Genomic DNA, 13,441 nt, shown 5'->3' with positions numbered 1-13,441 from the left:
ATTGTTTGGGATGGAACTTTAGCCTAAATATCTTCCACCAAAGAAAAAGCTTTGGAGTCGATTAAACCCCAAAGCCATAAAAATTTTTATGATACAGATTATCTAAAAGTTGCCATTAGCTTAATAAATTAACTCAACTAATTCCTCGGCTTCGATATTCCCAAAATATTTTTTGACATCAATACTGTCAATAATTTCTTTAATCGCCGCTTTTTCATATTTTTGGCCAATTAATTTATCTTCTACATCGGAGATTTCTCCTAAGCCAAAGAAATCACCATAAATTTTGGCATCTTTAATCAAGCCGCCTTCCACATCTAAGCGCACTTCGACAGAACCGATTGGAAAACGATGACGTTTTTCAATATTAAAGGCCGGTGAATTGCCATAATTCCAGTCCCAGTTGCGATACATGCTATTAGAAATTTCTTCAATTTTTTTCCAGTCATCTGCCGTTAAATCATAGGTTTTAACATCGGCAATATCATTCACACCAAAAATTTTCAACAAAATTTCTTGGCGGAACTCTTTAGTGGTCATCCCTTGTTTATCCGCTGGTAAGAATGGTTTAATATTGGTCACCCGTGAGCGAATCGACTTGATGCCTTTAGATTCAATTTTGTCTTGGCGAACTTTTAAGGCATTCACCACTTCATTGATATCCGAATCAAACATAATCGTACCATGGGCAAACATCCGGCCATTGGTTGCATACATCGCATTGCCGGAGAACTTCTGGTCGTCAATCACCAAATCATTGCGACCTTTTAATTGCGCTCCTTCAACACCTAAATCATGGAGAGCTTGGACAATCGGCTGCGTTAATTTAGCAAAGTCTCTAAAGGAATTTCCGTCATCTGGCATAATAAAACTAAAATTCAAATTACCTAAATCATGATAGACGGCCCCGCCGCCGCTCAATCGACGAACAACATGAATACCGTGTTCTTCAACATATTCTTTATTGATTTCTTCTATTGTATTTTGATTGCGGCCGATAATAATCGACGGTTCATTAATATAAAATAACAAAATTGGTTCATCCAATGGCATTTCCCGCAATAAATAAGTTTCAATAGCCAAGTTAATCCGCGGATCGATGTTTTCATTTGGTACAAAAATCATGTTTGCTTCCTCCAATTTTAATTGTTTGTCATTATTTTCTATTGTAAAAATCGGCCTGCGTAAAAGGCAGATGCAATAGCTCAACATACTGGCTTAGATATCAAAAATTTTCCCAGTAGCTGCCAACTCGACTGGAATTTGTGGCCCAGCAGCTGCTTGAGCCTCCGCTTGTAAAAGCTTTAAATCTCCGAATTGCGGCAAATGGGTCAAGACTAAGCGTTTCACCTCAGCCGCTTTGGCAATTTCCCCGGCTTCAAGGGAAGTAAAGTGGGCCTTGTGCCTTTCATTGCCTTTAAATAGATACGTGTCTGCCAAAAATAAATCGGCATCCTTGGCAAAATCATTAAACTTTTCCAAATAACCGGAATCACCGGTAAAGACCAAAACCTTGCCGCTGCTTTTTTCAACAAAGCGCATAGCATAACAAGGTACTGGATGAATCGTCTTCATAAATGTAACCAAAAACGGTCCTAAATTCAACTCATCTGTCTCGTAATACGGCTGTCCTTGGCTGACGCCCGCTAGCGTCAAGTCATTGAAGTGAAATGAATCCTCTGTATGTCCGTGAATTGGCAAAATTTTCTCCTGATTGCGCTGGGGATTTAATTGCCAATCATATTGCAGCACCCCTAAATCAGCAATATGGTCGTGGTGATAATGACTTAAAATGACTGCATCCAGTGCCAACGGGTCTAAATATTTTTGCAATTGTAAAAGTGTGCCACTGCCAGCATCCAATAGTAAATTAAACTCCCCTGATTGCAATAAAAATCCTGTCGTTCCATCCCCATCATAAGGATACGCTCCTAAATAGCCTAAAACCGTTAATTTCATTCGACAGCCTCCAAACAATTTTTGTTACTTCTATCCTAACACAAAAAGACGTCTCCAAAGGCTTTGAACCCCTGAAGACGCCGCTTAAAAATCATTTATACATTCATAAAGTCCCGTTCATTTTTCGCATTCAAATAAAATTCAGCTAAGCTAGTATTGATGTACGGCACCACCCATAAAACTGGAATAATGAAAATACAGAAAATCCACCAGCCGATGAAGGAAAGATTCATTAAAATGTATTTGCCCAAACGATCTTTGATTAAATACCAAGCATAAGACAAAGCTTTCAACGTTGGCATTTCTGGATTTTCCAACTTCGCCCAAGCGGCAAATTTGAAGACGCCGGCAATGATATAAGAAACAATAAAGAATAATACAAGCACTGCCAAGATTAACACAACAAAAATAATGGCTGTTGACGTGCTGATTTCACCATCATTCAACAAGCGAGTCAATCCATTTGTACTGCCGCCAAAGGCAAAGGACATGTAAGCTGTGAAACCAAAAATCAACATAATCGGCACAAAAATAATCAAGCTGATTAAGAAATTCAGTACCTCACTGATTAAGTTAAAAATCATCATCGGCACATAATACTTCTTGTTAAAAATTGAAAACACATCACCAATTTCCGCTTTTTGTCCATTAGCTACTTCTAATGCAATATAATTTTGCCCATAGGAAAAAGCAAATAAAATAAACAGGGACAATGCATAGGTGACTAATAGATAAAGTAGCCCATCCGAATTAGTGGCATTAAAACCAAATAATCTAGTCACGGCACCTTGAATCACCGTCGTAATAATGTAAACAAATAACGTAATAATTGCATTAATTCCCCATTGGCCTGCCAATGCTTCTCGGGCTTTTGCCCGCAGTTCATAATTTTCCATTTTTCTCTCCTTTTCTCACTTACCTTTTTTTATAAAAATCAGAAAGATTTCCTACAGTAGCAGAAAATCTTTTCTGATTATTCACCTGTGTTTAATAGCTACGAATTTCTTTGACTTTATCACTATCCAAGCGTTTCACCACTTCAGTGACCAGCTTAACGGTATTTAGATAGTCATCCTCATGAATGACAGAGGTATGGGAATGCAAGTAGCGCACCGGTACAGTAATCGCTAACGACGGAATCCCGTCTCTAGTCAAATGCATTTGTCCGGCATCCGTACCGCCACCGGTAATCACCGTATATTGGAAGGGAATTTCTAATTCCTCAGCCGTATCAATCACAAATTTCAATAATTTTTTATGGGGCACCATCGAAGCGTCAAAAATCAAAACCTGCGGACCTTTGCCTAAAATTGAATCTGCTTCTTTAGGCGTCATGCCCGGAGTATCTCCTGCGGTCCCTGTATCCAAAGCAAAGGCAATATCTGGATTGACCAAATGCGTGCTGGTACGGGCGCCTCTTAAGCCCACTTCTTCCATAACATCACTGCCAGCAAATAAAACATTAGGATGGTCTGCTTCAGCTAGATTTTCTAAAACCTTTAAGGAAACAGCCGTGCCAATCCGATTGTCCCAAGCTTTAGCCAGTAAAAATTTGGTATCGTTCAAGCGTTTGTATTCGATATAAGGTGTAATCATATCCCCAGGCCGAACTCCCCAGCCCTTCACTTCCTCAGCACTGCTGGCGCCGACATCGATAAACATCTCTTTGACATCGTAGGGTTTTTGGCGAGCTTCTGGTGATAGCACATGCGGTGGTTTTGAACCAATCACTCCATGAATCACTTTACCGTCATCTGTAGTGATTTCAACTTGTTGTGCCAGCATAACCTGACCCCACCAGCCGCCTAAAGTTTGAAACTCAATAAAACCTTTATCCGTAATTTTCGTCACCATAAAACCAACTTCATCCATGTGACCGGAAATAAAAATCTTTGGACCGCCCTTTGAACCGGAATGCTTGGCAATCACACTGCCCAATCCATCAAAGAAAACATCTTCGGCATAGTCTTTCGCATAATTTTTAAAAATTTCCCGGACTTGACCCTCATTTCCCGGAACACCTCTGGCACTCGTTAAATCAATTAATAATTGTTCTTCTTTTGAATCCATTGTTTCCCGCCTTTCTTTTCATAAAATTATAGCATAACGAACCGCTGATAAAAGCTTTTTTGCCCTTTTTCTGAAAATCTATAAATCAACCACTCGGCGATAAAAATTCGCCGTCAAGATGTAAAACATCAGATAGACCACCACAGTAAAAATAATAAAAATATTCGGCAGCCAAAAATTAGTAAAGGTTAAGTAACGGGACAATAAATAGATTCCAAAAAAAGAATTTAAGACAATCACTAAAGTAATTGGAATGAAAACAAGTGCATTTTCCCAATACATGACCCGTAAGATTTTTCTTTTAGGTATTCCTAAAAGATGCAGCAGCTGATAGTTTTCTTTGCCATGTTCGGCTTCAGCAATTTGTCGTAAAGCGATTATGCTACCGGTTGTAATCAAAGCAATTAAACCAATAAAAACTGTCACATAAATCACTAGGCCTGATTGCCGACGGGTCAACCGCCAATTAGGATACTGACTTGAATAGTTTAATCTTTGTATCGTCGATGGTCCTTGATTTCCACTGGCAATTTCGCCGACCACCGCTGAGCCATTCCAGATAAGGTCATAGCTGAGGGAATAGTCGTAGGCTACAGGTAAGTTTTCCGAAACAGCTTGTGCCAACTCCTCCTGATTTTGATTATTGGTGTTAAAAGCTGTTACTTGATAACTATAGCCCTCCAGCTGGTCAAACAGCTCATCTGAAACAACAAAAGTCAAATAACCGTAGCGTAAAAGTGTCAGTCCCAGACGGTCTGCTGTTGCCCGTTGAATCGTCACCGCTTGATCGCCTAAATATGCTCTGGAATCATATTCAAAAATGTACCGGAAAAGATTTTGAACAGTATCTAATAAAACCACCTGCTGATTATTCTGAAAATTAATATCCGGCAGACCCTGATTAATTTTTTGATACTCTCGATAGTTCGACAGTGAAATTACATCGACTAATTCTACCGCAGAGCTGCCTCGATCGTTCACCAGGTTCCCCGTAAGATAGCCGCCAACCGTTTTAAAATTCAACGTCTCCTCAGCTGTTAGCTCTCCATCATTTTCCTCAACAATTTCTTTGAGACGAGGATACTGATCGGCCGCAACTTGAAAATCAGTTGGGTCGGTATAATAAACCTCCCTCAGAGAAATCATAAAAGTTGAAAAGGCCAAACTGATTAAGATAATCGCTATACTCATAGTGGCCGTGATACCGGCAGTCGTACGGCGGTTGCGAGTTAAGCGGGCCCGCAGATTGCCAATCAATAAACCAGTCAAATTTTGTTCTGTAATTCTGCGGCTGCGTCCGACAAGCCACAGCAACCAGCGCAGACCCCAAATAAAGAAAAAAATGGTGCCAACACTTGCTAATAGCAGCGTAATCAAAATGCCGAGAAAATTCGCATAAAAACCTGAGCCATCAAGAAAGTTGGCCAACCATTTTCCCAAAGCCAGTGTCTGAAAAGCTCCTAAATACGAAAGCAATAGAAACAAGGTACTAATTGCCCCCAACACCTTTTGCCAGCCCCTCATCTCAAGTTGCTGACTGGTCAGCTGATCCATTTTAAACAATTGATGAGTTGAATAGTCTTGCAGAATCCAAGCAGTACGCATTGCCACAATCAATAAAATAAAAAACATGGTCCCCGCAGTTAAACCAACTGAACGCCAAGAAATAAAAAAGCTGCTCTCAATACTCAAAGCCATCGCCTTAACCAAAATCATGGAAAACATTTTGGAAAACACGATGCCGATTACAACACCAATTCCTAAACTTAAGATCCCCAGAATAATAATTTCACTAATAAAAAGTCCGGTAATCTTCCAACGGTTGAGGCCAAATAAATGATAGATGCCAATTTCCTCCGCACGCCTTCTTAGGAAAAAGCGATTGGTACTCAGCATAAAAAATAATAAAATTCCAATGACTGCAATCTGTCCTAAAACCAAGGCTTGTGAGAGATGAAGATCCTGATTAGCCCGCACAATAATCGCATCGTTATAAGTCAGCGCACTAAAAGTATAAAAAATCGTCACCGCTAAAATCATACTCAAAAAATAAATTAGATAGCTTCTGACTTGCCGGCGAAAACTTTTAAAGGCCAGACGAAATAGCATTGCTGCGCCCTCCTCCACCAATAGTCGCCTGCATATCAATCACCTTATTAAAAAATTCCCGGCGAGAACCTCGGCGCACAATTTCAGAAAAAATGGCCCCGTCTTTGATAAATAAAATTCGGTTGCAATAACTCGCCGTATAAGGATCGTGAGTTACCATTAAAATCGTGGTGTCCTTATGTAAAGAAATATCATGAAGATAATTCAATAGTTCAGTGGCAGAAGTTGAATCCAGCGCCCCCGTTGGCTCATCAGCAAAAATAATTTTTGGCTCCTCGATTAACGCTCGAGCTGCTGCCACCCGTTGCTTTTGCCCGACTGATAATTCATCAGGGTATTGATTCAAAATCCCTTTAATTCCCAGCATTTCACTAGCCACTTCGATTTTTTGGTCAATTTCAGCCAGTGATTTTTTTTCAACCGCCAGCGGCAATAAAATATTGTCTCGGGCCGTTAACGTATTCATTAAATGAAAATCCTGCAAAATAAACCCTAAATTTTTTCTGCGGAACTCGCTGAGATTATCGCCTTTAAGGCTCGTTAAATCGGCACCATTAATCACAATGCTGCCAAGGGTTGGAAAGCTAATTGTCGATAAGATATTTAATAAAGTTGTCTTCCCGGCACCACTTGGTCCCATGATACCAACAAATTCCCCCTCCTCTACAGAAAAAGAAATATTCTCCAGCACATTGACTTTATTTTTTCGACTGCCAAAGGTTTTGGTCAGATTTTTTACATCAATAATTGTTTTCATCTCATCCCTTCCTCCCCTCTATCATAGCATAATCAGCCAAAAATCCCGCCAAACAAGCTTAAACAGTGGACCCACTATATCTGGTGGCTATCTTTTGAAATATTCTCTAAAAAATACCAGATGTTGATAAATATCTTCGGGAAAACTATTGCTCTATCTTGTGAAATGTTTTATTATAGAAAGCGAGATTAAAGGAAATGAGTGTGAAAAAAATGATGAAAATCCAACGGGAAAATACGGAAATTCTACTGCATCCACGACTTGCAAAATTCAAAGTTGTCAAACGGGATGGCCGCTTAGTGGACTTTGACGACCAAAAAATTTACGATGCTTTAGTTAAAGCAGAAGCCAAAATTAATGGCTCCATCGACCCTTTAGCCCACGAACGAATTCAAGAAATTGTCAACCGGATTGACCAAGAAATCAGCGAGCGCTTCGCCCATAACGTAAAAATTTATGAAGTGCAAAATGTGGTCGAACACATTTTACTTGAGAAAAACGAATACGATTTGGCTCAAGAATACATCAACTACCGGACTCAACGAGACTTTGAACGCTCCAAAGCAACCGATATTAATTTTACCATTGGGAAGTTGATTAACAAAGACCAAACCGTTGTCAACGAAAACGCTAACAAAGATAGTGATGTTTTTAACACACAACGAGACTTGACAGCTGGGATTGTCGGAAAATCCATCGGCCTAAAAATGTTACCACCTCATGTGGCCAACGCCCATCAAAAAGGCGATATTCATTATCACGATTTAGATTATCATCCGTACACGCCAATGACGAATTGTTGCTTGATTGATTTTAAAACTATGCTGACTGAGGGCTTCAAGATTGGCAATGCCGAAGTGGAATCACCTAAATCAATTCAAACGGCGACGGCTCAAATTTCACAAATTATCGCCAATGTCGCTTCTAGTCAATACGGCGGTTGTTCAGCAGACCGTGTAGATGAACTACTAGCACCCTTTGCGAAATTAAATTACCAAAAGCATTTAAAAGACGCAGAAGAATGGATTGAAGTGGCTGAAAAACGTAAAGCCTATGCCTTAGCTAAAACTCAAAAAGATATTTACGATGCAATGCAGAGTTTAGAATATGAAATCAACACTCTGTTCACGTCCAATGGGCAAACACCATTTACTTCCCTTGGTTTTGGCCTTGGCACAAATTGGTTTGAACGGGAAATCCAACGGGCCATTTTGCAAATTCGTATTAACGGACTTGGCAGTGAGCATCGAACTGCCATCTTCCCTAAATTAATTTTCACTTTAAAACGCGGCGTCAATTTATCTGAAAACGATCCGAATTACGATATAAAGCAGCTTGCCTTGGAATGTGCGACTAAACGGATGTACCCTGATATTTTAAGCTATGACAAAATTGTTGAACTAACCGGAAGTTTTAAAGTACCAATGGGCTGCCGCTCATTTTTACAGGGCTGGCAGGATGAAAACGGCCAAGAAATAAATGTTGGCCGGATGAATCTTGGGGTAGTTACTTTGAATTTACCACGAATTGCGTTAGAATCCGCTGGCAACCTTGATCGCTTCTGGCAAATTTTAGAAGAACGCTTAGGCATTATGAAAGATGCCCTTGTCTATCGTGTTGAACGCTGTAAAGAAGCCTCGCCTGCTAATGCGCCAATTTTGTATATGTATGGCGCATTTGGTAAACGTTTAAACCGCAAAGATGCCGTTAATGAGTTGTTTAAAAATAAACGGGCGACCATTTCCCTCGGCTACATTGGCTTGTACGAAGTCGCATCCGCCTTTTTCGGAGGCGAATGGGAGCAAGATGCCGAAGCTAAAGAATTTACTTTGAGCATCTTAAAAGAGTTGAAGGCTCATGCTGATGATTGGGGTAACGAGTACGGTTATCATTTCAGCGTTTATTCTACTCCAAGTGAAAGCTTAACAGATCGTTTCTGCCGCTTAGACACTGAAAAATTTGGCGTTGTAGCTAATATTACCGATAAGGAATACTATACCAATAGTTTCCATTATGATGTCCGCAAGAACCCAACACCCTTTGAAAAATTGGACTTTGAAAAAGATTATCCAAAATATTGTTCCGGCGGGTTCATCCATTATTGTGAATATCCTGTGCTACAACAAAATCCCAAAGCTTTAGAAGCCGTTTGGGATTACGCCTATGACCGGGTCGGCTATCTAGGCACCAATACGCCAATTGACCATTGCTATGAATGTGGCTTTGAAGGTGACTTCAATCCCACTGCCCGTGGTTTTGAATGTCCGGAGTGCGGCAATCACGATCCAAAATCATGTGACGTTGTCAAAAGAACTTGCGGCTATCTTGGAAATCCTCAAGCTCGTCCGATGGTCCATGGTCGTCATAAAGAAATTTCATCCCGAGTTAAACATATGAAATAGAGATATTCGAACAATCGCTTTTAATACAACTGAGCCAAATAAAATTAAAAAATTGCGCCTTGACCTTGTCTTGGCGCAATTTTATCTGTAGTAAATTGTCTAGTGGTATCTATTTTTTATTATTTTCACCCATTTGTTAAATAAATGAATTTTGCAAGGAGGTATTTTCTTGAATAATCCTCAACCAAAAGAGTGGTTGGCAAGTCAATATAGTAAAAATTATTATGCTGACTATAAACCTCTAAATTTTGTCGATGGCGAGGGTGTCAGAAATAGTCTTTACGTCAGTGGCTGTCTGTTTAATTGCGAAGGCTGCTTTAATAAGGCTGTTCAAAATTTTCAATATGGTCAACCCTTCACTGAAGAACTGGAGGACCAAATAATAGCGGACTTACAACCAGATTATGTTCAAGGTCTAACCTTATTAGGCGGGGAACCGTTTTTAAATACAGAAGTCTGTTTGAAAGTTGTCACACGCTTACGAAAGGAATACGGTAGCAGTAAAGATATCTGGAGCTGGACTGGCTATACTTTTGAAGAATTACTACAAGAATCCTCAGACAAACTGGAGTTATTATCCTGCGTAGATATCTTGGTGGATGGCCGTTTTGAGTTGGCTAAAAAAAATCTCAAACTGCAATTTCGTGGCAGCAGCAATCAGCGGATTATCGATGTTCCAAGATCTTTGGCTGAAAACCGAGTTGTCATTTGGGAGAAGCTGCAAGCAGGAAAGTAGAATCAGGAAATCATTTCATCTAGCATCACTTTTCAGATGCTCTAATAACCAGCGTCTTGAAAGTAAAAATCAACAAAAGCAAACATGCGGTTAGACAGTGCATTTGTCTAGCCGCATGTTTGTCTTTAAGGACAGTTTCCTAAAAATACTTCTGAAGTTATCTGAATAGTTCATTGTCCTTCCAGAAATACTTTTTTTCAAGATTTTTTCTTATGGGTCTCTGGCCATAATGGTAGTGTGATATTTTCATAGGTCATTGGATCTAGATTCGTAATTGTAACTCCTAGCAAACGAATGCCTTTTTCAAGGCCTTGGACCTCCTCCCAAATCAAACTAGCCTCAGCAAAAATCGCTTCTTTTTCGTGTAGGTATTCCCGCAAAGTCGTTCTCTTAGTAATCGTGGTAAAATCAGCATAACGGACTTTTAACACCACTGTTTTGCCATGTTTTTGCTCTTTTTTTAAGGCCCCAGCAACTTTTTCTGACAGTTGCCTTAGCTGAGTAAGAACTTCTGATTCAGTTGTCAGCAATTTCCCATAGGTATGTTCCTTGCCGACTGACTTGCGATTACGGAAGGTATTGACCGGAGAATCATGCACGCCTCTAACTTTACGGTAAAGAGAATAGCCCATTTTTCCAAAGCGACGAATCAATTCCATCTCGCTTTTTTCATATAAATCAGCACCAGTAAAGATACCCAGCTCCTGCATTTTAGGCACGGTTTTTTTACCGATGCCGTGAAATTTTTCAATCGGTAATTCCTTCAAAAAAGTAATAGCTTCATCAGGCATGACAACCGTTATTCCTCTTGGTTTTCGATAATCAGAGGCTAGTTTTGCTAAAAATTTGTTGTAACTGATACCAGCAGACGCCGTCAGATGGGTTTCCTGCCAAATCTCCCGTTGAATCAGACTGGCAATCTTTATGGCTGATTTACTGTGCAATTTATTTTCGGTGACATCAAGATAAGCCTCATCAATAGAGACAGCTTCGACAATATTCGTATAACGATAAAAAATTTGGCGAATCTGGCGCGAAATTTCTGAGTATTTTTGATGATCTCCCGGTTTAAAAATTGCCTGCGGGCACAGCTCAAAAGCCTTCTGGGCACTCATGGCAGAATGAATCCCGTACTTGCGGGCTTCATAGTTGGCGGTGGTTACCACTCCTCGGCCACCGGTATCACTGGGATGTCTGGCGATGACTAGTGGTTTTCCGACCAATTCAGGATGGTCCCGCTCTTCAACGGCCGCAAAAAAAGCATCCATATCAATATGAATAATCTTTCGCGAAGTATCATTTTTCAAAGGAAACTGTAGCTCCACCACGTCAATCACCCCCTCCGTATTATAAACCAAACATTAGTTCCCTTTCAAGTAGGAAAGCCATTACGTACTTTCAAACAGCTGCAAAATCTTCGAAGGTACTAGAATACTCCTTGATAGCATAAAAAGCATTTGCGAGGCCGCAAATGCTTTTTATGGAAATACTATTTTGAAAAATTTTTAATTTTACAATCACTTAAATCGCTGCACGACCTCTTTCCCCCGTGCGAATGCGAATCGCTTCTTCAACATTGGTGATAAAAATTTTGCCATCACCAACGCCCTCTGTACCACAAATATTTAAAATCATATCAATTACTTGGTCCACGTCTTCATCCTGTACGACAAAGCTTATTGCCACCTTTGGTAATAAGGTTGTAATGACTTCTTGACCTCTGACATATTCTTTAAAGCCTTTTTGGCGCCCAAAACCTAAAACCTGAGCAACTGTCATCCCGGAGGTTTCTGTTCCTTGATCAATAGCCGCTTTTACTTCTTCTAGTTTTTCCTGTTGAATCACCGCATCTATTTTTTTCATTGATAACTTCCTCCATTATTAAGAATCTAAGCCCATAAACGTTGGGTAAGCTGATTCATCATGTTCGCTGTGATCTAAGCCCAGTGCTTCTTCTTGAGCAGAGACACGAATCGGCATAAACAATTTGATAATTCGGATGATGATAAATGTCGCTAACCCAGCGAAAATTGCTGTAAAGACAATTGAAGCGACTTGAGCGATAAATAAGTTTGCTTCGCCATAGATTAAACCTGTGTGGCCTAATGCTGGATCGGCAAAGATACCTGTCATGATTCCTCCGAAAATTCCGCCAATACCATGGCAACCAAAAGCATCTAATGCATCATCATAGCCAAGTTTATGCTTGATAACTGAAATAAAGTAATAACAGAAAGGACTAACTAAAGCACCGATAATCAATGAAGACCAAAGGCTGACAAAACCTGCACCTGGTGTAATAGCAACCAGACCGACAACCGCCCCAGTACAAGCTCCGACAGCTGTTGGTTTACCAATTGTTAATTTTTCAATCAGCATCCAAGAGAGCATCGCTGCGGCTGCTGAAGTATTCGTTGTTAATAACGCATGGACTGCTAAGCCATCTGCTGCTAAAGCCGAACCAGCATTGAATCCGAACCAGCCGAACCATAAAAGACCTGTTCCTAATACAATGAAAGGAATATTATGAGGACGATATTCCGTTTGCTTGAAGCCACGACGCTGACCGACAACTAAAGCTAATACCAAACCAGAAATTCCTGAGCTGATGTGAACAACATTCCCGCCGGCGAAATCGATTGAACCGATTGCATCTAAGAAGCCGCCGCCCCAAACCATGTGGGCCAATGGAGAATACACGATAACCAACCAAGCGGCAATAAATAAGAAAATTGCTGAGAAACGCATCCGACCAACAACTGAACCGGTAATAATTGCTGTAGTAATTAGAGCAAACATCATTTGGAATCCAGCGAATAATCCATCTGGAATTCCTTCGCCTTCACTCATTGAAACACCGTTTAAGAAAAGATTGTCTAAGTTCCCGATAAATAGACCGTCTCCACTAAAGGATAGCGTGTAGCCGATGCCAATCCAAATTACTGAAGCTAAGCCCATAACGCAAATAACCATCATCATGGTATTTAAAATATTTTTGCGTCGTTCTAAGCCCCCGTAAAAAAATGCTAGTGCCGGCGTCATCAAGAAAACCATCGCCGAACAGATAATAATAAATGCAATATTTGCTGCTTCCATAATTCCAACTCCCTTTTAAGTAAATTAATCAACCTTCAATTGATTATGTTAGATATAGTAACATCAAATTTCGGATAAGACTAGATTATTTTTGTAAATTATCAGAAAAAATGAAAAAAGCTCTCTTTTCGTGTTAAGTTTTCTAACACAAAAAGAGAGCTCAACTTTATTTGTTTTTCTTTTTAAGAGCCTTCAGCATTTTCAACGCCCGCTTTCGAGTTCTAATATTCGGGCTCTTTAAATTGCGATAAGCTGTTGATAAATTTTGTTTTTCCATCCTACTTCACCTATTTTTTCTGTAAATTAATTTTG

At 39.9% G+C, this 13,441-nt stretch carries 12 protein-coding genes; 2 read left to right on the top strand and 10 right to left on the bottom strand.

Translation table 11 applies throughout. From position 1 onward, the window contains the following. Positions 1 to 120: 120 nt before the first annotated feature. From ORH16_RS10845 to ORH16_RS10820, 6 genes are all read right to left on the bottom strand, one after another. Positions 121 to 1,125 (bottom strand): lipoate--protein ligase, encoded by a 1,005-nt coding sequence (locus ORH16_RS10845; RefSeq protein WP_265458811.1) that lies wholly within the window; start codon positions 1,123 to 1,125, stop codon positions 121 to 123. 93 nt (positions 1,126 to 1,218) lie between these two features. Then, complete coding sequence (locus tag ORH16_RS10840; RefSeq protein WP_265458809.1) at positions 1,219 to 1,959, bottom strand: MBL fold metallo-hydrolase; 741 nt, start codon at positions 1,957 to 1,959, stop codon at positions 1,219 to 1,221. A 95-nt stretch (positions 1,960 to 2,054) separates the two neighbouring features. Then, on the bottom strand, positions 2,055 to 2,855 hold the full coding sequence (locus ORH16_RS10835; RefSeq protein WP_265458808.1) for a DUF975 family protein: 801 nt from the start codon (positions 2,853 to 2,855) through the stop codon (positions 2,055 to 2,057). Between the two features lie 91 nt (positions 2,856 to 2,946). Next, positions 2,947 to 4,029 carry a M42 family metallopeptidase gene (locus tag ORH16_RS10830; RefSeq protein ID WP_265458806.1) on the bottom strand — a complete coding sequence of 361 codons (1,083 nt, stop codon included), beginning with the start codon at positions 4,027 to 4,029 and terminating at the stop codon, positions 2,947 to 2,949. Between the two features lie 78 nt (positions 4,030 to 4,107). Continuing rightward, positions 4,108 to 6,138 (bottom strand): FtsX-like permease family protein, encoded by a 2,031-nt coding sequence (locus ORH16_RS10825; protein ID WP_265458805.1) that lies wholly within the window; start codon positions 6,136 to 6,138, stop codon positions 4,108 to 4,110. After that, complete coding sequence (locus ORH16_RS10820; protein ID WP_265458803.1) at positions 6,116 to 6,895, bottom strand: ABC transporter ATP-binding protein; 780 nt, start codon at positions 6,893 to 6,895, stop codon at positions 6,116 to 6,118. The genes ORH16_RS10825 and ORH16_RS10820 overlap by 23 nt, the downstream gene beginning before the upstream one ends. Before the next feature lie 212 nt (positions 6,896 to 7,107). Between ORH16_RS10820 and nrdD the strand changes: the two genes are divergently transcribed. Together nrdD and nrdG are read left to right on the top strand one after the other, a co-directional pair. Next, the gene (gene nrdD / locus ORH16_RS10815) at positions 7,108 to 9,297 is read left to right on the top strand and encodes an anaerobic ribonucleoside-triphosphate reductase (RefSeq protein ID WP_265459225.1); all 2,190 of its coding nucleotides are present in this window, start codon (positions 7,108 to 7,110) and stop codon (positions 9,295 to 9,297) included. Positions 9,298 to 9,466: 169 nt separating this feature from the next. Further along, entirely contained in the window at positions 9,467 to 10,033 is a 567-nt protein-coding gene (gene nrdG, locus ORH16_RS10810; RefSeq protein ID WP_265458801.1) for an anaerobic ribonucleoside-triphosphate reductase activating protein, read from the top strand. A 197-nt stretch (positions 10,034 to 10,230) separates the two neighbouring features. Here the strand turns inward: nrdG and dinB are convergent, their stop codons facing one another. The 4 genes from dinB to ORH16_RS10790 all read right to left on the bottom strand — a co-directional run bounded on the left by dinB (position 10,231) and on the right by ORH16_RS10790 (position 13,406). Next, positions 10,231 to 11,361: a DNA polymerase IV gene (gene dinB, locus ORH16_RS10805; protein ID WP_265459224.1), complete on the bottom strand. Its 1,131-nt coding sequence runs from the start codon at positions 11,359 to 11,361 to the stop codon at positions 10,231 to 10,233. 193 nt (positions 11,362 to 11,554) lie between these two features. Next, on the bottom strand, positions 11,555 to 11,896 hold the full coding sequence (locus ORH16_RS10800; protein ID WP_265458799.1) for a P-II family nitrogen regulator: 342 nt from the start codon (positions 11,894 to 11,896) through the stop codon (positions 11,555 to 11,557). 18 nt (positions 11,897 to 11,914) lie between these two features. Further along, complete coding sequence (locus ORH16_RS10795; protein ID WP_265458798.1) at positions 11,915 to 13,129, bottom strand: ammonium transporter; 1,215 nt, start codon at positions 13,127 to 13,129, stop codon at positions 11,915 to 11,917. Between the two features lie 166 nt (positions 13,130 to 13,295). Beyond that, complete coding sequence (locus tag ORH16_RS10790) at positions 13,296 to 13,406, bottom strand: putative metal homeostasis protein (protein ID WP_265458796.1); 111 nt, start codon at positions 13,404 to 13,406, stop codon at positions 13,296 to 13,298. Positions 13,407 to 13,441: the final 35 nt, after the last annotated feature.

The sequence above is a fragment of the Enterococcus sp. HY326 genome, assembly GCF_026157065.1.
In the GTDB taxonomy this organism is placed as follows: Bacteria; Bacillota; Bacilli; order Lactobacillales; family Enterococcaceae; genus HY326.
The sequence above is the reverse complement of the archived record's forward strand: the minus strand, read 5'-3'. Positions and strand labels throughout refer to the sequence as shown.